The sequence below is a fragment of the Streptomyces sp. CA2R106 genome, assembly GCF_037034245.1.
Classification (GTDB): Bacteria; Actinomycetota; Actinomycetes; order Streptomycetales; family Streptomycetaceae; genus Actinacidiphila.
The window spans coordinates 171,589-189,420 of record NZ_JBAGKC010000010.1 but is presented as its reverse complement, the minus strand read 5'-3'; the positions used below and the strand labels follow the sequence as shown (position 1 = coordinate 189,420).

Below are 17,832 nucleotides of genomic sequence, written 5' to 3'. Positions count from 1 at the left end.
CATGCCGATTCCCGGCTCCGGCCTGGCCAAGGGCCTGGCCGTCACCCTGCGCACGATGACGAAGAAGACCGTCACCGCCCGCTACCCCGACGCGCAACCCGAACTCGCCCCGCGCAGCCGCGGTGTGATCGCGCTGTTCGAGGAGAACTGCACGGTGTGCATGCTGTGCGCCCGTGAGTGCCCCGACTGGTGCATCTACATCGACTCGCACAAGGAGACCGCGCCGCCCGCCGCCCCCGGTGGCCGCGAGCGCAGCCGCAACGTGCTGGACCGCTTCGCGATCGACTTCTCGCTGTGCATGTACTGCGGCATCTGCATCGAGGTGTGCCCCTTCGACGCGCTCTTCTGGTCGCCGGAGTTCGAGTACGCCGAGACCGACATCCTCGACCTGACCCACGAGCGCGACAAGTTGCGCGAGTGGATGTGGACGGTGCCGCCTCCGCCGCCGCTCGACCCTGCGGCCGAGGAGCCGAAGGAGGTCGCGGCCGCGCACAAGGCGGCGGAGAAGGCGGCGCAGGCGGCAGCTCAGGCAGCTCAGGCAGCACAGGCAGCCCAAGCCGCTCAGCAGGCCGAGCAGTCGGGGCAGGCCGACGGTGCTTCGGAGGACGACCGGCCCGAGGAGGGCGAGGCGTGATGCACGGCAGTGTCGCCAGCCACCACGGCTTCCTCTCGCCGACCGGCGTCGAGATCACCTTCCTGCTCGTCGGCCTCGCCACCCTCGGCGCGGCCGTCGTCACCGTCACCACCCGCCAGCTCGTGCACGCGGCGCTGTGGCTGGTGGTCGCGCTCGGCGGGATCGCGGTGGAGTACCTGCTGCTGACCGCCGAGTTCATCGCCTGGGTGCAGGTGCTGATCTACGTCGGCTCGGTGGTGGTCCTGCTGCTGTTCGGCCTGATGCTCACCAGGGCGCCGATCGGCCACTCGCCCGACGCGGACTCCGAGAACCGCTGGGTGGCCCTGGCGGTGGCGGTGGCGGCCGCGGCCACGCTGGTGTGGGTGGTGCTGGACGCCTTCCGCAGCACCTGGATCGACGTGCACCGCACCGCCGGGGTCAGCGCCACCAAGGTCACCGGCAGCAGCCTCTTCCGGTTCTGGGTGCTGCCCTTCGAGGCACTGTCGGTGCTGCTGCTGGCCGCGCTGGTCGGCGCGATCGTGCTGTCCCGGCGCAGGGCGGGCACCGGAGCCGCCGCCCTGCCCGCCGCCGGGTCCGGCGGCCTTTCCGCCCCGAACGGCAAGGACCGCTGATGCACCTCGTCTACCCCGCCGTGCTGGCCGCCCTGCTCTTCTGCGTCGGCCTGTACGGGGTGCTCGCCCGGCGCAACGCGATCCTCGTCCTGATGTCCGTCGAGCTGATGCTCAACGCCGTCAACCTCAACCTGGTCGCCTTCGACACCTGGCTCGGCGACCGCCTGCACTCCGGGCAGGCCCTCACCCTGTTCACCATCACCGTCGCCGCCGCGGAGATCGGGCTCGGGCTGGCGATCGTGCTGCTGGTCTACCGCAACCGCGGCACCTCCGACATCGACCGCCTCGCCGACCTGGCCGACCCCGGACGGCCGCTCGGCGCGCCCGCGCCCCCGGACGCCGCCGACTCGGACGCCGGTCCGGGCGCGGCCGCCGGCCCCGACGAGAAGGCAGAGGCCACCGCGTGACCCTGACCGCCCTTGCCGCGCTCGTCCCCGCACTGCCCTTCCTGGGCGCGGCCGCCGGACTCCTGCTCGGCCGGCGCGCACCCGGCTTCGTCCGGCCGCTGGCGGTGCTGCCCACCGCCGCGGCCTTCGTGCTCGCCGCCGTCGTCGCCGCCCGCCAGGGCACCGGGCAGGCCACCGACGCCGCCCACCGGCTGACCGCGACCGGCTCGGTGCCGATCGACCTCGCGCTGCACCTGGACGGCTTCTCCGTCCTGATCGCGCTGCTCGTCGGCCTGGTCGCCACCTGCGTGCAGGTCTACTCCGTCTCCTACCTGCGGGACGACCCGCGCTACCCGTCCTACGCGGCGCTGGTCTCGCTGTTCACCGCCGCGATGCTGCTCGTCGTCTACTCCGGCGACCTGATGGTGCTGCTGGTCGGCTGGGAGGTCATGGGCATCTGCTCCTACTTCCTGGTCGGCCACTACTGGGAGACCGAGGCGGCCCGCTCCGCGTCGATCAAGGCGTTCCTGGTCACCAAGCTCGGCGACGTCCCGTTCCTGATCGGCGTGTTCGCGCTGGCCGCGGACGCCGGCACCTTCCGGATCAGCGGCATCCTGGCCGCCGCCGCCGACGGGCGCCTGCACCACCCCACGGTGACCGCGCTGCTGCTGCTCGCCGGGGTCGCCGGCAAGTCCGCGCAGTTCCCGCTGCACACCTGGCTGCCCGACGCGATGGCCGGCCCCACCCCGATCTCCGCGCTGATCCACGCCGCGACCATGGTGGCCGCGGGCATCTACCTGGTCGCCAGGCTGCTGCCGGTGTTCACCGCGTCCGCCGCCGCGCTCGCGGTGCTGGCCGCGATGGCCGCGATCACCATGGTCGGCTCCGGCCTGGCCGCGCTCGCCCAGGACGACATCAAACGGGTGCTCGCCTACTCCACCATCGGCCAACTCGGCTACATGGCCGGCGCGCTGGCCGTCGGCGACCGCGACGCCGCCGTCTTCCACCTCCTGTCGCACGCCGCGTTCAAGGCGCTGCTCTTCCTGGGCGCGGGCGTGGTGATCCACGCGGCCGGCACCAACTCGCTGACCGCGATGTCCCGCATGGGCGGGCTGCGCAAGCGGGTGCCCGACGCGATGTGGACCATGGGCCTGGGCCTGGCCGCGCTGGCCGCGCTCCCGCCGCTGTCCGGCTTCTTCTCCAAGGAGTCGGTGCTGCGCGCCGCGGAGCACGCCGCCGGCGGCGACACCGCGCACGTGCCCTCGGCGGTCGGCTGGACGGTGCTGGTGGCCGGGCTGGCCACCGCCGTGCTCACCGGCGCCTACGCCACCCGGCTGTTCCTGCTCGCCTTCCTCGGCACCGGTCCGGCCGCCCCCGACCACGGCCGGCAGCCGCTGCCGATGACCGCGGTGCTGTGGGTGCTGGCCATCCCCACCGTCGCCTTCGGCGGGCTCGCCTACCGCGAACTGCCCGACTGGTTCGGCGGCAGCCCGCTCGGCCCGACCCTGGTCACCGCCCTGCTGGGCACCGGGCTCGCGCTGGTCGGCGTACTGCTCGCCTACGGCGCCTGGCGCGCGGTGGCCGCCAGCCGCCGGGCCGTGCCGATCGGCGCGCTCGCCGCCGAACCGCCGGACACCGCGGGCGCGCTCACCGACCACCTCGACGCGGACTCCGAACCCGCCCTGATCGAGGCCGAGGCCGAAGAGCACCACAAGGAGGTCTACGGCGACGTCGCCGCCGCCCGCGACCCCGGCGACCCGGGCCGGCTGCTGCTCGGCCCGCTGCACACCGCCGCCGCGCACGGCTTCCACCTCGACGCCCTGTACACCGCGCTGTTCGTCCGGCCGGTGCTGGCCGCCGCGTCCCTGGTCCGCTTCCTGGACCGGGACGTGGTGGAGACCTGGGTACGCGGCGCCGCGGGCACCCCGAACCTGCTCGGCGCGGCCGTCCGCAAGGCCCAGACCGGAAACGTCCAGACCTACCTCAGCGCGCTGCTGGCCGGTGCGGTCGTCCTCGCCGTCCTCGTCGCCGTCGGAGGCTGAGCCCGAAGTGAACGACACCGCCCTTCAGTACATCCTCGCGGCGATCCTGGTGCTGCCGCTGCTCGGCGCGCTCGGCGCCCTGCTGCCGGCGCCGCCCGGTCTGCGCGGCCGCGGCCCCGACCAGGCGGTGCTGCGGCACGGCGTGACCGTCACCGGCGCGGTGCTGGTCCTCGCGGTGGTGCTCGCCGCCGGCTTCGACCACTCCCACCCGGCCAGGATGCAGGCCACCACCGACCTGGACTGGATTCCCGCGCTGCGCATCCACCTCCACCTCGGGGTGGACGGCATCTCGCTGCCGCTGCTGGTGCTGACCGCGCTGCTGACCTTCCTGTGCGCGCTGTACTCGTACTTCAAGATGCCGGACGGGCCCCGGCCGCGCGCCTTCGTCGCCCTGCTGCTGCTGCTCGAGGGCGGCACGCTGGCCAGCTTCGCGGTGCTCGACCTGATCCTGTTCTTCCTCGCCTTCGAGACCGTGCTGGTCCCGATGTACTTCCTCATCGCGCGCTGGGGCGGCGCGAACCGGGAACGCTCGGCGCTGCGCTTCATCGTGTACACCCTCCTCGGCTCCGTGGTCATGCTGCTCGGCCTGCTCCTCGTCGGCGTGAAAGCGGGCACCTTCGACATGGTGGCACTCGCCACTGACAACGGGTCACACCTCAGTCACACCACGCAACTGGTCGCGGTCCTCGCGATCGGCCTCGGCCTGGCCGTGAAGGCCCCGATGTGGCCGCTGCACAGCTGGCTGCCGGACGCGCACACCGCCGCACCCACCGCCGGATCGGTCCTGCTCGCCGGGGTGCTGCTGAAGATGGGCACCTACGGCCTGGTCCGGGTGGTGCTGCCGATCGCGCCCGGCGGGATGCACACCTTCGCCCCGTACCTGGCCGCCTTCGCGGTCGTCGGCATCGTCTACGGCTCGCTCGCCTGCCTCGCGCTGGCCCGGCAGGGCAACGGCGGCGACCTCAAACGGCTCATCGCCTACTCCTCGGTCGGCCACATGGGCTTCGTGCTCCTCGGCATCGCCTCCATGACCCGCACCGGCGTCAACGGCGCCCTGTTCGCCAACGTCGCCCACGGCCTCATCACCGGCCTGCTCTTCTTCCTCGTCGGCGCCCTGAAGGACCGCTACGGCACCAGCGACCTCGACCGGCTCGCGGGCAGCGGCGGCGCCGCCCTCTACGGCCGCGCGCCGCGCCTGGGCGGGCTGCTGGCCTTCGGCGCCGTCGCCTCGCTCGGCCTGCCGGGCCTGGCCGGGTTCTGGGGCGAGATGCTCGCGATGTTCGGCTCCTTCACCCCCGGCGCCGGCCTCAGCCGCCCCGCCTACGTCACCTTCACCGCGATCGCCGCCTTCGGCACCCTGCTCACGGCCGCCTACCTGCTCGTCGTGGTCCGCCGGATCTGCATGGGCGACCGCGACACCGCCCGGGCCGAGCCGGCCCTCGCCGACGTGCAGGGCTACGAGTTCGCCGCCTGGACGCCGCTCGCCGCCCTCACCGTGCTGGCCGGACTGTGGCCCGCGCTGCTGCTCGGCCTCACCGAACCGGCCGTACGCTCCCTGCTCGGAGGAAGCTGATGACCTCCCTCGGCGCGCTGACCGCGTCCGTCGACTGGACCGCGATCGCCCCGGCCGCGATCCCCGCCGCCCTGGCCGTCCTCCTGCTGGTCGCCGACCTCTTCCTGCCGCCGCGGCACAAGCGGCTGCTGGCCTGGGCGACCGTGGCCGGGCTCGCCCTGGCGCTGCTCTCCCTGATCCCGCTGCGGGCCGGGCACCACGCCACGTTCTGCGGCACCGACCCCGCCGCCGGCTGCTCGTACACCGCAGACCGCTTCGCGCTCGTGGTGCAGGTGCTCGTACTCGGCGGGGCGCTGCTCACCGCGCTGCTGTCCGCGCCCGCCGTCGAGGAGGAGCTGCCGGCCGGGGAGTTCTGGTTCCTGCTGCTGGCCTCCGCGGCCGGCGCCACCCTGCTGCCCGCCTCCCGGGACCTGGCCACCCTCGTCGTGGCGCTGGAGGTCACCACGCTGCCGTCGTTCGCCCTGGTCGGGCTGCGCCGCGGCGACCGGCTGAGCAGCGAGGCCGCGCTGAAGTTCTTCCTCACCTCGGTGACCGCCACCGCCGTGTCGCTGCTCGGCGTCAGCTTCCTGTACGCCACCACCGGCACCCTCTACCTCGACCGGATCGGCCGCACCCTCGGCCACGAACCCGCCCAGCTGCACACCCTCGGCAAGGCCGGCGCCGCCCTGACGCTGGTCGGCTTCGCCTTCAAGCTGGCGGTGGCGCCCTTCCACTTCTGGGTGCCCGACACCTACGCCGGCGCACCGCTGCCGGTCGCCGCCTACCTGTCGGTGGTCGGCAAGGCGGCCGGCTTCTCCGGCCTGATCCTGATCACCACGCTCGCCCTGCACCCGTACGCCGACACCTGGGGCCCGGCGATGGGCGTGCTGGCCGCGCTGACCATGACCGTCGGCAATGTCGGCGCCCTGCGGCAGCGGCCCGACGCCGAGCGCGGCGCCGTCCGCCTGCTCGCCTGGTCCTCGATCGGGCAGGCCGGCTACCTGCTGGTGCCGCTGGCCGCCGAGTCCTCGGGCCACCCCGCCGGCTACCACGTCGGCACCACCGTGGCGTACGCCCTGATGTACGCGGTGGTGAACCTCGGCGCGTTCGCCGTCGCGGCCCTGGTCGGCCGCAGCGCGCCGCACGGGCGGCTGACGGACTACCGCGGCCTGTACGCCGCCCGGCCCGCGGCCGCCCTCGCGCTCGCCTTCTTCCTGCTCTGCCTGGCCGGACTGCCGCCCGGCCTGATCGGCCTGTTCGCGAAGGTGGCGGTCTTCTCCACGGCGGTCGACGCCCAGCACGGCTGGCTCGCGGTGATCATGGCCGTCAACGTGGCGATCGCGCTCGTGTACTACCTGCGGTGGACGGCGCTGCTCTTCGCCGCAGCAGGCGGGACGAAGGCCGCGGCGGCCGCTCCCGAGCTCTCCTCGGACGGCGGGGGCACGCCGGCGGCCGGTGCGGTCGCCGCGCGGACCCCCTTCGCGCTGGGCGCGGCCATCGCGCTCGCCGCCGCGGCGGGCGTGGTGCTGTCCGGCGCGCCGCAGATCGTGCTGCGCTACGCGGCCGGAGTGCTGCTGTGAGTACCCGCCGCCGACCCGGCCCCGCGGCGGCGAACTGGTCCGCCACGGCCGCGCCGCAGGTGGGGCGGCACGAGGCGCGGACCCGGCCGGTTCCGGCCTCGTTCGCACGGTAGCGCTGCGTACGCACACGGGAACCAACGGCGCCCGACTCGCGTTGACCAGTGCAGGAGGTTTTCCTGAGGGGGAGGTCCCCGCCGCACACCTTGGAGGGCGCACGTGCACCGCCGGCACAACGGGTTGAAGACCGCCGTACTCCTCGGCGGCCTGTCCGCACTCATCCTGGTCATCGGCAGCTTCTTCGGCCGGACCGGGCTCATCGTGGCGCTCGTCATCGCCCTGGGCACGAACGCGTACGCGTACTGGAACAGCGACAAGATGGCGCTGCGGGCCATGCGGGCCCGCCCGGTCAGCGAGTTCGAGGCGCCCGAGATCTACCGGATCGTCCGCGAGCTGTCCACGGCGGCCCGGCAGCCCATGCCGCGGCTGTACATATCGCCCACCGAGGCGCCGAACGCCTTCGCCACCGGCCGCAACCCGCGCAACGCGGCGGTCTGCTGCACCGAGGGCATCCTCCAGATCCTCGACGAGCGGGAGCTGCGCGGCGTGCTCGGCCACGAGCTGAGCCACGTCTACAACCGGGACATCCTGATCTCCTCGGTGGCCGGCGCGCTCGCCTCGGTCATCGTCTTCCTGGCGAACTTCGCCTGGCTGATCCCGGTCGGCCGCTCCGACGACGACGACGGCCCCGGCATCCTCGGCATGCTCCTGCTGATGATCCTCGGCCCGGTGGCCGCCTCCCTGATCCAGCTGGCCGTCTCCCGCTCCCGGGAGTACGAAGCGGACGCCTCCGGCGCCCGCCTCACCGGCGACCCGCTCGCCCTCGCCTCGGCGCTGCGCAAACTCGACACGGGCACGAGGCAGCGTCCGCTCGCGGCCGAGCCTAGGCTGGAGACGACGAGTCACCTGATGATCGCCAACCCGTTCCGGCCGGGTGACGCCTCCAAGCTGTTCTCGACGCACCCGCCGATGGCCGAGCGCATCGCGCGCCTGGAAGAGATGGCAGGTCGCAACCGATGAAAACGATCCTCAACATAATCTGGCTCATCCTGTGCGGGCTGTGGATGTGCCTGGGCTACTTCCTGGCCGGGCTGCTGCTGTGCATCACCATCATCGGTATCCCGTTCGGTATCGCGGCCTTCCGCATCGGCGTCTACGCCCTGTGGCCCTTCGGCTACACCACCGTCGAACGCCGTGACGCCGGCGCCGGCTCCCTCGTCGGCAACGTCCTGTGGCTGATCCTCGCCGGCTGGTGGCTGGCACTCGGCCACATCGTCACCGGGATCGCGCTGTGCGTCACCATCATCGGCATCCCCTTCGGCATCGCGAACTTCAAGCTGATTCCGCTGTCGCTGATGCCGCTGGGCCGGGAGATCGTGCCGACGGACCAGCCGTTCGCCACCCGCTGAGCGGTTCCGGGCCCCGACGGAGAAGGCGCGCGTCACCTGACGCGCGCCTCGCGCTTTTCCGGCCCCTCCCCGCCCCCGCCGGCCGCCCGTACGCTCTACTCCGGCCGTTACCGACCGCACCGAGGAGATCGCGATGACCCTGCAAGTCGGCGACAAGGCACCGGACTTCACCCTCCCCGACCAGACCGGGGCACCGGTGGCGCTCAGCGAGCGGCTGGCGCGCAACACCGTCGTCCTGTACTTCTACCCCAAGGACAACACCCGCGGCTGCACCGCCGAGGCGTGCAGCTTCCGCGACGGCTACGAGAGCTTCACCGACGCCGGCGCCGAGGTGATCGGCGTCAGCTCCGACAGCGTCGCCTCGCACGACAAGTTCGCCGGGCGCCACGAACTCCCCTTCACCCTGCTCTCCGACACAGACCGCGCCGTCCGCAAGCAGTACGGCGCCACCACCCTCGGCGTCGTCCCCGCCCGGATCACCTTCGTCATCGACCAGGCCGGCACCATCCGCCACGCCTTCTCCTCGATGAGCAACGTCGGCGCCCACGTGGACGACGCGCTGGCGGTGGTCAAGCAACTCAAGGGCGACGACGCGGCCCCCGCCGACCCGCCCGCGAGCGAACAGTAACCCGAGTCCGGCAACCCCCGTCCCCGCCTCCTGCCCCCGTCCCCGCTACAACGCCCGAGGCCGGCGGGCCGCCCCCCAGGGCGCCTGCCGGCCTCGTACCGCGCGCTGCTCGTTCCCCCGTCCGCGGGCCCGCGGAGCTCAGCGGTAGTTGACGAACTGGAGCGCGAAGTCCAGGTCCTTGCCCTTGAGCAGGGCCTGCACGGACTGGAGGTCGTCACGGCTCTTGGAGCTGACCCGCAGCTCGTCCCCCTGGACCTGCGCCTTGACGCCCTTCGGGCCCTCGTCACGGATGATCTTCGCGACCTTCTTGGCGTTCTCCTGGGAGATGCCCTCCTCGATCGACGCGAAGATCTTGTACTCCTTGCCGGACAGCTGCGGCTCGCCCGCGTCCAGCGCCTTCAGCGAGATCCCCCGCTTGACCAGCTTGCTCTCGAAGACGTCCAGGATCGCCTTCACGCGCTCCTCGGAGTTCGCCTCCAGCAGGATCTTCTCCCCGGACCACGAGATCGACGCGCCGACATTCTTGAAGTCGTAGCGCTGCGAGATCTCCTTGGCGGCCTGGTTGAGGGCGTTGTCGACCTCCTGCCGCTCGACCTTCGAGACGATGTCGAAACTGGAGTCGGCCATCTTCAGTGGGCTCCTTGACTGTGTTCATCGGTACGTCGGTTCCATCACATCGGCGGCGGCCCGACCGGGCACCGCCACCGGCCCAGCCTAGCCATCCCCGCCGCCGATGCCCTGATCAATCCGGTGGCGAACCACCCCTCTGCATCAGGTATCGTTTACCCCGTCGCCACGACCCCCGGCCCACCAGGCCGGCCCGCGGCGCCATCCCATGGCGGTATGCCCGAGTGGCCAATGGGAGCGGACTGTAAATCCGTCGGCTTAGCCTACCGTGGTTCGAATCCACGTGCCGCCACACCCCGAAGAGGGCCCCCGACCTGCACCTGTGCGGGTCGGGGGCCCTCTTTGCGTGTGCGGGGCGGGTCGGTCGGTTATGCGGGCTCGCTGGGGTTGTCCACAGGGGTGTGGATAACGGGGGCGAGGGCGGGGGCGCGGATGAGGGTTTTGCCGGTGGTGCGGCCGTGGAGCATCGCGAGGAAGGCGGTCACGATGTGGTCGAAGCCGGTGACGACGGTCTCGTCGGGGGTGAGGCGGCCGGACCGGAGGTGGGGGACCGCGAAGTCGTACAGCTCCTGCTGGAGTTCGAGGTGGTGGGTGACGAGGAAGCCCTCCATCCGCAGGCTCTTCTCCACCAGGTCGGCGTGGTTGAAGCGGGGCGGCGGCGCGTCGGGGGCGTTGTACTGGCTGATCGTGCCGACCCGCGCGATCCGGCCGAACGGGCGCAGCGCGCCGATCGCGGCGGCGAGCTGCGGGCCGCCGACGTTGTCGACGAAGACGTCGAAGCCGTCGGGGGCCGCGCCGGCGAGCAGTTCGGAGGCGGGGCCGTCGTGGTAGTCGAAGGCCGCGTCGTAGCCGACCTCCCGCGTGAGGTACGCGGCCTTGTCCGCCGAGCCCGTGCTGCCCACGAGGCGTCCGGCGCCCAGCAGCCGGGCGAACCGTCCGGCGGCCGTGCCGACGCCGCCCGCGGCGGCGGAGACGAACAGGTCGTCGCCGGGCCGGAGCCGGGCGATCCGGGTCAGGGCCACGTAGGCGGTCAGACCGGTGCCGCCGAGGATGCCCAGGTAGGCGCTCAGCGGCACCCCGTCGTAGCGGGGCAGGCGCCGGACCTGCCCCGGCGCGACAACCGCGTGCGTACGCCAGCCCTGCCGGTGGAACACGACCTCGCCCTCGGCCAGTTGCGGCGTGCGCGAGGCGACGACCCGTCCGAGGGCGCGGCCTTCCAGGGGCGCGCCGAGCGCGAAACCGCCGGGCCCGCCGTCCATCATCTCGCGGTGGTACGGGTCGACGGACCAGTAGAGGTTCTCCACCAGCGCGGTGCCGGCGGCGGGGGAGGGGAGCGCGGACTCGACGAAGGCGAAGTGCTCGGGGCCGGGGAAGCCGTGCGGGCGGGCGGTCTGGTGCACGGTGAGCGCGGTGTCGTCCATGGCCGGACCGTACGGCGGGAATGGGGCCGGCCGGCAGCGGGTTGGGCTCATGTGACGGGCGGTTCCATGAGCACTATTCATACGTCGAGGTGAGCGCCGGTGGCCCGGACGGCCGACTCCGATCTCGCGCCGCACGAACTGCGCGTGCTGGTCGCGGTCGCGGACGGCGCGGGCTTCTCGGCCGCGGCCGCGGCGCTCGGGCTGACCCAGTCCGCGGTGTCCCACTCGGTGCGCGGCAGCGAACGCAAGGTCGGCGCGGTGCTGTTCGTACGGGGCCGGACCGGCGCCCGCCCGACCGCGGCCGGTGAGCGGGCCGTCGCGCACGCCCGCCGCATCCTGCGGATGCTGGACGTGCTGGCCGCCGAGGCGCGCGGCGCCGCCTCGGCGGACCCGGCGCGGGGCGAGCTGCGCATCGCGGCGTTCCGCAGCGCGGCCCTGCACCTGCTGCCCGCGGCCCTGAGCCGGCTGCGCGACCGGAACCCCGGGATCGAGCCGCGGGTGCGGATCGTCCGCGAGGTGGGCCGCGGCGCGGCGGGCGAAGTCGCCGACGGGAAGGCCGATCTGGCCGTCGCGACGCTGGGCGGCAGCGCGCCGCTGCCCTCCGGCCTCGTCGTCGGCGGGCTGTTCGAGGAGCCGTATGTCCTGGTGCACCCGCCCGGTCACCGGGCCGCTCCAGGTGCGCTGCCGCTGGTCGACTGGGCCGAGAACTGCGGGTCGTACACCCGCTCCTGGTGGGCCGCGCAGGACTGGATACCGCGGGCGACGGTCGAGGCCGAGGACGACGGAGCGGTCCTGGCGCTGGTCGGCGCCGGCCACGGCATGGCGATCATGCCCGCGCTCTCCCTGACCGCCGCCCCGGCCGCGCTGCGCACCACCGACCTCGGCCCGGACCGCCCCACCCGCGGCGTCGGCTACGTCACCACGCCCGAGCTGGCCGCCACCACCGCGGTTCGCGCACTGATCCGCGAACTGAGGGCCGACCATCCGCGCGGGACCCTGCCGGCGCGGGGTTGACCGCCGGAGCGGCAGCGCCGCGGACGGTGAGCCCGGCCGGAGCGTGAGCATCGGCACCGGCCGTACCGGGACGGCATCGCCGGCGCGCGGTCAGACCCCGGGGATGCCGTCCTGCTCGACCTCGAAGCGCCCAGGGCGGCGGACCGCCCTGTCACCGCCCAGCTTGCGCCGGCAGTTCTCGCCGAGCCCCCACGCCCTGCTCTCGGCGTCGGACAGCGGCTGCCCGCACATCCCGCACCGCACCACCCGCCGCCCCGCGGCGAGTTCCTCGTCCGTGGCCAGCCCGGGCAGCGGCGCGTCACCCTTCATGCCCCCAGTGTGCGCCAACGCGACGGGCCGCACTCGCGCAGGAATCGCGCCCCGCCGTTCACGCCCCGGAAGCGCGCCCCGCCTCACACCGGCGTGCCGCCACCGGTGGCGACGGTGTGGCGGACCTTGGTGACGGCCTTCTGGTAGAGGCTGCTGGCCAGTTGGGGCGAGGTGTCGGAGATCTGGAAGAACATGTAGCCGACGAGGACCTGCCCGACGCGCCCGAAGGCGAGGTAGCCGTTGACGGGTACGCCGCTGAGCTGCCCGTCCATCCGGGTCGCGGTGGTCTGCGCGCCGGAGGCGGTGACCAGGTGCGTCGGCGTCAGCCTGAGGGCGAGCTTGGTGCCGTCGGAGGTGAGGGTGAGGTCGCGGCAGGAGGTGAGCGCGGCCTTCTCCTGGGCGTACACGCCCGCGACCCGGCCCGCGGACCCGGTGGTCAGCTGCTCGCTGAGCAGCGGTCCGGACTGCCCGCCGGTGAAGTCCGCCTCCTGGGTGCCCGGGCCCGGCGCGGCCCGGAGCACCTTCACCAGCGCGGCGCAGCCGGAGACCCCGTCGCCGCCGACCCCGCCTCCGGCGGCCGACTGCGCACCGGTCATACCGGTGTCCGACGGGCTCAGCAGCGCCGACTTCAGTACGGTCGGGCCGGGCGTCGCCGCCGCCGCGGTACCGGTCAGCGCGGTACCCCCGGCGACGGCGAGCGCGGTGGCCGCCGCGGCCGTACCGACCAGGCGGGCCCTGCGCTCCGTGTACCGGCGACACGTCCTCAGCATGGCGGCTCCCTAGGGCTCGGCTCCGGTCCGCATCTCCCGGCCAGTGTGCGCCGGGCCCCGCCGCGCCGCATTGTCAGCGGCCGCACCTCACCCTAGAGGGTGACCGTGTGCAGCCGCCCGCTCGCGCACAGGTCGGTACGAGCCCGCCCGCGGGCCAGGACGCGTACGAGCCCGCCGGCAGGTCAGGACGCGTACGAGCCCGCCCGCGGGTCAGGACGAGGACGTGTCCTGTGCCGACTTCTGGACGTACGCGTCGGTGTACGTCTTCGCCAGGTCGATCGTGTGGCCCTTGACGGCCGGGTCGACCGCGTCCAGCACCCGCAGCACGGTCTGCGGCGCGTCCGCCGGCATCTGGCCGGTGGGGTTGTACATGCCCATCTCGTTCGCCAGCGCCTGGATGTACTGGTCCTTGCCGCTGCCGGAGTAGAAGTCCGCCGGGACCTGCGCGGTGATCTGCGCGGCCGAGTGCGACTCCATCCACTGGAGCGTCTGGTAGATCGCGTTGACCATCTTCTGCGTGGTCGCCTTGTGGCTGTTCGCCCAGGCCGTCTGCACGGTCAGCGCGGTCCCGGGGTACGGCCCGCCGAGCGCGGCCTTGGTGCCGGCGAGCGTGCGCATGTCGGCGACGATCGTGCCGAGGTGCTTCTTCAGCAGCGTGGAGATCGTCGGTTCGGTGGTGACGCCGGCGTCGACCCGGTCGTGCTGGAAGGCCGCGACGAAGGTGGGGCCGGCGGCCACGGCCACCAGGTGGGTCTGGGCGAGCGGGATGTTGTTGTGGATCGCCAGGTAGGAGCCGATGGTGGAGCTGGCCGAACCGAGCGAGGTCACCCCGACGGTCTTGCCGCGCAGGTCCGCCGGGGACTTCAGCGACGACTCGTTCGCCCGGGTCATCTCGACCATGCCGGGCGCCTGGAGCAGCTGCACGACCGCCTCGGTGCTCTTGCCCTTGGCCTGGAGGTCGAGGTTGTGGTCGAAGAAGCCGATCATGCCCTGGACGTCGCCCTTGAGGAGCGCGTCGGAGACCTGCGGGGTGCCCTGGAGGTTGTCGATCTTCACATCCAGGCCCTGCTTGGTGAAGAAGCCCATCCGCTGCGCCAGGATGAGCGGCAGGTAACTCTGGTTCGCCTGGTTCGACAGCGCGATCGTCACCTTCGTCGCGGAGCCGTCACCGGCCGCGCCGGAGCTGCCGGACGAGCTGTCCGAGCAGGCCGTCAGCCCCGTAGCCAGGAACGTCGTCGCGGCTGTGAGAACGATCTTCTTGTGCCACATGAGCCTTGCCTTCTCCTCGGGAGCGGGCGCGCCACCGGCCGTCTTCGGCCGTGCCGCGGTCCGCCGGTCAATGCGGGGCGGGCGTTCGTCGGGAGGTGCCGCACGGGGGCCGCCGGGGTCACGCGCCGGCGTCGGACCGCTGCGGGCGCGGCTGCCACCGCAGCAGGCGCCGCTCCAGCAGCGTGATCAGGCCCTCCGCGGCCAGCGCGTACGCGGCGGTGATGACCAGCCCCGCGTACACGCCGTCGGGGTCGAAGTTGGCCTGCGCCTGGAAGATGAGCAGCCCGAGGCCCTGCTGCGCGCCGAGCAGTTCCCCGACGATCGAGCCGGTGACGGCGAAGCCGAACGCCACGTGCAGGCTGGTGGTGATCCAGCTCAGCGCGGAGGGGATGACGACGTGCAGCGTCACCTGGGCGTTCCCGGCGCCGAGGATGCGGGCGTTGGCGATCAGGTTGCGGTCCACCTCGCGGGCGCCCTGGAAGGCGTTGAAGAACACGCCGAAGAAGACCAGCACCGCCGACAGCGTCACCTTGGAGCTGATGCCGAGGCCGAACCAGATCGCGAACACCGACCCGAACAGGATGCGCGGGATGGAGTTCAGCGTCTTGATGAAGGGGGAGAGGACGTCGGCGAGGAAGCGCAGCCGGCCCAGCAGGATGCCGAGGACGACACCGCCCAGCACACCGATGCCGAAGCCCATCAGCGTCTCTTCGAGCGTCACCCACACCTGGTCCCACAAGGAGCCCTGCGAGGTGCCGTGGCGCACCCAGTCCCACAACTTCGAGCAGATGCCGGAGGGTTCGCCGAAGTAGAAGCGGTCGATGGTCCCCGACGACGCGAGCACCTGCCACAGGCCGACGAACAGCACGAGGAGGGCGGCCCTGGTGAGGTTGACCAGCACCCGGCGCCGTATCCGCGCCCGCCGTACGGCCTGCCCGCGCAGCTCCTTGGCCGACGGGGACTTGGCGGGCGGGTTCATGCCGCGGTCCCGGGCGTCGCGGTCGCCGTACGGCGGTGGGCGACCTGCACCTCGTCCCGCAGGGACTCCCAGATCCGCTCGTGGAGCCGGACGAACTCCGGGGTGTGCCGGATCTCCCGCGGGTTCCGGGGCCGCGGCAGGTCGATCGGGAAGGTCTCCTTGACGGTGGCGGGGCCCGCGGTCATGACGACGACCGTGTCGGCGAGCGAGATCGCCTCCTCCAGGTCGTGGGTCACGAACACCACCGACGGCCGGGTCAGGTCCCACAGCGCGAGCAGCTCGTCGGACATGATCTGGCGGGTCTGCACGTCCAGCCCGGCGAACGGCTCGTCCATGAGCAGCACCCGCGGCTGGTTGATCATCGTCTGCGCGAGGGCGACCCGCTTGCGCATGCCGCCGGAGAGCTGGTGCGGGTGGTAGCGCTCGAACCCCGCCAGGCCCACCCGGCGTATCCAGTCGGCGGCCAGCGCGTGCGCGTCCTTCCGCGACGCGCCGCGGAAGCGCGGTCCTGCGGCCACGTTGCCCAGCACGGTCTTCCAGGGGAACACCGCGTCGGTCTGGAAGACGAAGCCCACGTCCCGGGCCATGCCGTCGACCGGGCGACCGTCGAGCAGCACCTCGCCGCTGTCCGGCCGGGCCATGCCGCTGATCAGCGAGAGCGTGGTGGACTTCCCGCAGCCGGTCGGCCCGACCACCGCGGTGAACTCGCCGGCCGCCACCGAGAAATCGACGTCGTGCAGGACATCGTGATTGCCGCCCTGGGGCGTGCTGAAGGATTTCGTCACATTGCGCATCACGATTGGAGGCGTCTTGGGAGGCGTCGTCGGTTGCGGCGATGTGACCGACCCATTGGGTTCACGCGGGGATTCGCTCGTCACGCCGGTGAGGCTGCCAGAACCCGGCGCGGGAGAACAACCTTGCCCATCCGGAGTGCACTGACTTAAGCGCGGAAGCGGCCGGAAAACCGTCGCCGCGCCGTGTCGCCGCCTCTCCCGTGTCCGGAGAAAAACGCCGATGTTCGGCTTCTGCGGATTGTTGGAGGCGGTTAGACGTGATGCGTTCTTCGGGGGTAACTTCTGGTTGGTGACATTCCGTTATCCCGACATACCCGTCGAAATCGCGCTTCCGGATCGGTTGGCGCTGCGCATGCTCGTCCGTACTTTCCGGCCGGAGTTGATGGACCGGCTGGTGGACCGGGCCGAGCGGCGGGAGCGGCGCCGGCGGCTGCTGCCCGCGCAATTGATGATGTATTTCGCCCTCGCCATGTGGCTCTTCGGGACTTCCTCGTACGAGGAGGTGCTCGCCAAACTGACCGGCGGGCTGCCCGAGTTGTTCGACGACGTCGGCAACGTGGCCACCGCCGCCGCCATCGCCCGGGCCCGGATGCGGCTTGGCGTCGAACCGCTCAAGGGGCTGTGCGCGCACGTGGCGGCGTCCGCCGCGCAGCCGGGCGCCGAGCGGGTGTTCGTCCTGGAGAGCGTCGCCATGGAGGCGCCGGACACCCCCGCGAACCGGGGGGCGTACGAGGCGTTCGGCGCCGCGTACGGGGAGGGCGCCGCGGGCCGCCAGGTGGTCGAGCGAACGGCGCGGGGGCGCGCGCTCGACGTCTGGCTGGTCTCCCTCACCGAGTGCCGGCTGCGCCTGTCCGCGGCCGCGGCCGTCGCCGCCGGCCCGCAGGCGGGCATCGACAGCATCGTCGCCGACTGGCAGCACGACCTCCTCGGCGCGGGGGCGCTGGTGGTCGGCGAGCAGGACGCGGTGCCGCTGGCGATGTGGGACGTGCTGGCCGCGGCCGGCGCCCAGCAGATCTGGCGGGTGGGCGGCCGCGGCGGGGCCGGCCGGGTACTGCCGGTGCTGCGCGAACTGCCCGACGGCTCCTACCTGTCGGTCCTGCCGCAGGACGGTGGCACAGGCGGCGCCGGCGGCGCCGGCGGCACCGGCGGCACAGACGGCGTGGGAGCCCCGGAAGGCACAGGCGGCCAGGTCGGCCAGAGCGCCGAAGGCGCGGCCGGGCGGCTCGTCCGGGTGGTGCCGTGCCGGTCGGCCGCGGAAACGGCGGTGCTGGTCACGTCGTTCCTCGACGAAGCGGTGACCGCGGCGGAGATCGCCGCCCGCCATCGAAATGTGGCGGAGATGTGCAGAAGCGGTGTCGGTGCCTTTGTGGCGCAGCTCGCCGGTATGCGGGTGGCGCTGCGCTCGAAAAGCCCGGAACTTGTTCAGCAGGAAATATATGCGATGCTCTGCATGTATCACGTCGTGGGCCATCTGATGACCCCGGCATATTCAGCGGACGGTATTGCGGCCGAGGCGGGCGATGCGGTCCTGTGACCGGGCCGATCGCCTTAAGTCAGTAGCGGAACCCTTTGCTCCGGTGGGCTTGCGTGTGCTGAAATGTGGTTCCCCGACCGGTGCGCGGGAGCGGGCGGAAGTACGGCGGCAATGTCTTTGCAGCCGGAAAGCGCGTGCGACGTGGTGTACCTGAGCCGACTGGTGTGCGCCCGGATCGGGCACTCGTTGTGGTGGACCGAATAACCGGGCGTCGCC

General features: G+C 72.6%; 18 protein-coding genes and 1 tRNA gene. 12 read left to right on the top strand and 7 right to left on the bottom strand.

Annotated features, from left to right (window positions below):
* Position 1: 1 nt before the first annotated feature.
* The 9 genes from WA788_RS17695 to WA788_RS17655 all read left to right on the top strand — a co-directional run bounded on the left by WA788_RS17695 (position 2) and on the right by WA788_RS17655 (position 8,899).
* Entirely contained in the window at positions 2 to 634 is a 633-nt protein-coding gene (locus tag WA788_RS17695) for a NuoI/complex I 23 kDa subunit family protein (protein ID WP_335978366.1), read from the top strand.
* Positions 634 to 1,245: an NADH-quinone oxidoreductase subunit J family protein gene (locus tag WA788_RS17690; RefSeq protein WP_335978364.1), complete on the top strand. Its 612-nt coding sequence runs from the start codon at positions 634 to 636 to the stop codon at positions 1,243 to 1,245. The genes WA788_RS17695 and WA788_RS17690 overlap by 1 nt, the downstream gene beginning before the upstream one ends.
* On the top strand, positions 1,245 to 1,652 hold the full coding sequence (gene nuoK / locus WA788_RS17685; protein WP_335978362.1) for an NADH-quinone oxidoreductase subunit NuoK: 408 nt from the start codon (positions 1,245 to 1,247) through the stop codon (positions 1,650 to 1,652). The genes WA788_RS17690 and nuoK overlap by 1 nt, the downstream gene beginning before the upstream one ends.
* Positions 1,649 to 3,673: an NADH-quinone oxidoreductase subunit 5 family protein gene (locus WA788_RS17680; RefSeq protein ID WP_335978360.1), complete on the top strand. Its 2,025-nt coding sequence runs from the start codon at positions 1,649 to 1,651 to the stop codon at positions 3,671 to 3,673. The genes nuoK and WA788_RS17680 overlap by 4 nt, the downstream gene beginning before the upstream one ends.
* A gap of 7 nt (positions 3,674 to 3,680) precedes the next feature.
* On the top strand, positions 3,681 to 5,246 hold the full coding sequence (locus WA788_RS17675) for a complex I subunit 4 family protein (protein WP_335978358.1): 1,566 nt from the start codon (positions 3,681 to 3,683) through the stop codon (positions 5,244 to 5,246).
* Entirely contained in the window at positions 5,246 to 6,805 is a 1,560-nt protein-coding gene (locus tag WA788_RS17670) for an NADH-quinone oxidoreductase subunit N (RefSeq protein WP_335978356.1), read from the top strand. The genes WA788_RS17675 and WA788_RS17670 overlap by 1 nt, the downstream gene beginning before the upstream one ends.
* Before the next feature lie 216 nt (positions 6,806 to 7,021).
* Entirely contained in the window at positions 7,022 to 7,882 is an 861-nt protein-coding gene (gene htpX / locus WA788_RS17665) for a zinc metalloprotease HtpX (protein ID WP_335978354.1), read from the top strand.
* Positions 7,879 to 8,271 carry a YccF domain-containing protein gene (locus WA788_RS17660; protein WP_335978352.1) on the top strand — a complete coding sequence of 131 codons (393 nt, stop codon included), beginning with the start codon at positions 7,879 to 7,881 and terminating at the stop codon, positions 8,269 to 8,271. Before htpX ends, WA788_RS17660 begins: the two co-directional genes overlap by 4 nt.
* Before the next feature lie 133 nt (positions 8,272 to 8,404).
* Positions 8,405 to 8,899 carry a peroxiredoxin gene (locus WA788_RS17655; RefSeq protein WP_335978350.1) on the top strand — a complete coding sequence of 165 codons (495 nt, stop codon included), beginning with the start codon at positions 8,405 to 8,407 and terminating at the stop codon, positions 8,897 to 8,899.
* A 138-nt stretch (positions 8,900 to 9,037) separates the two neighbouring features.
* Here WA788_RS17655 and WA788_RS17650 read toward each other — a convergent pair whose 3' ends face one another.
* Positions 9,038 to 9,526, bottom strand: a complete 489-nt coding sequence (locus WA788_RS17650) for a YajQ family cyclic di-GMP-binding protein (RefSeq protein ID WP_335978348.1) — start codon at positions 9,524 to 9,526, stop codon at positions 9,038 to 9,040.
* 210 nt (positions 9,527 to 9,736) lie between these two features.
* Between WA788_RS17650 and WA788_RS17645 the strand changes: the two genes are divergently transcribed.
* Positions 9,737 to 9,818: transfer RNA gene (locus tag WA788_RS17645), tRNA-Tyr, on the top strand.
* Between the two features lie 76 nt (positions 9,819 to 9,894).
* Here the strand turns inward: WA788_RS17645 and WA788_RS17640 are convergent.
* Positions 9,895 to 10,947: an NADP-dependent oxidoreductase gene (locus WA788_RS17640; RefSeq protein ID WP_335978345.1), complete on the bottom strand. Its 1,053-nt coding sequence runs from the start codon at positions 10,945 to 10,947 to the stop codon at positions 9,895 to 9,897.
* A 99-nt stretch (positions 10,948 to 11,046) separates the two neighbouring features.
* Between WA788_RS17640 and WA788_RS17635 the strand changes: the two genes are divergently transcribed.
* Positions 11,047 to 11,961: a LysR family transcriptional regulator gene (locus tag WA788_RS17635; RefSeq protein WP_335978343.1), complete on the top strand. Its 915-nt coding sequence runs from the start codon at positions 11,047 to 11,049 to the stop codon at positions 11,959 to 11,961.
* Positions 11,962 to 12,051: 90 nt separating this feature from the next.
* Here WA788_RS17635 and WA788_RS17630 read toward each other — a convergent pair whose 3' ends face one another.
* The 5 genes from WA788_RS17630 to WA788_RS17610 form a co-directional block, all read right to left on the bottom strand.
* Positions 12,052 to 12,270, bottom strand: coding sequence for a DUF6011 domain-containing protein (locus WA788_RS17630; RefSeq protein WP_335978341.1), 219 nt, complete (start codon positions 12,268 to 12,270; stop codon positions 12,052 to 12,054).
* 83 nt (positions 12,271 to 12,353) lie between these two features.
* Positions 12,354 to 13,040, bottom strand: coding sequence for a hypothetical protein (locus tag WA788_RS17625; RefSeq protein WP_335978339.1), 687 nt, complete (start codon positions 13,038 to 13,040; stop codon positions 12,354 to 12,356).
* 210 nt (positions 13,041 to 13,250) lie between these two features.
* The gene (locus WA788_RS17620; protein WP_335978337.1) at positions 13,251 to 14,309 is read right to left on the bottom strand and encodes an ABC transporter substrate-binding protein; all 1,059 of its coding nucleotides are present in this window, start codon (positions 14,307 to 14,309) and stop codon (positions 13,251 to 13,253) included.
* Between the two features lie 118 nt (positions 14,310 to 14,427).
* On the bottom strand, positions 14,428 to 15,288 hold the full coding sequence (locus tag WA788_RS17615; protein WP_335978335.1) for an ABC transporter permease: 861 nt from the start codon (positions 15,286 to 15,288) through the stop codon (positions 14,428 to 14,430).
* A complete protein-coding gene (locus WA788_RS17610) occupies positions 15,285 to 16,082 on the bottom strand; it encodes an ABC transporter ATP-binding protein (protein ID WP_335978333.1) in 798 nt (265 codons plus the stop codon). The genes WA788_RS17615 and WA788_RS17610 overlap by 4 nt, the downstream gene beginning before the upstream one ends.
* Positions 16,083 to 16,302: 220 nt before the next feature.
* Here WA788_RS17610 and WA788_RS17605 point away from each other — a divergent pair, with 220 nt between their 5' ends.
* The gene (locus WA788_RS17605; protein WP_335978331.1) at positions 16,303 to 17,616 is read left to right on the top strand and encodes a transposase domain-containing protein; all 1,314 of its coding nucleotides are present in this window, start codon (positions 16,303 to 16,305) and stop codon (positions 17,614 to 17,616) included.
* Positions 17,617 to 17,832 lie beyond the last annotated feature (216 nt).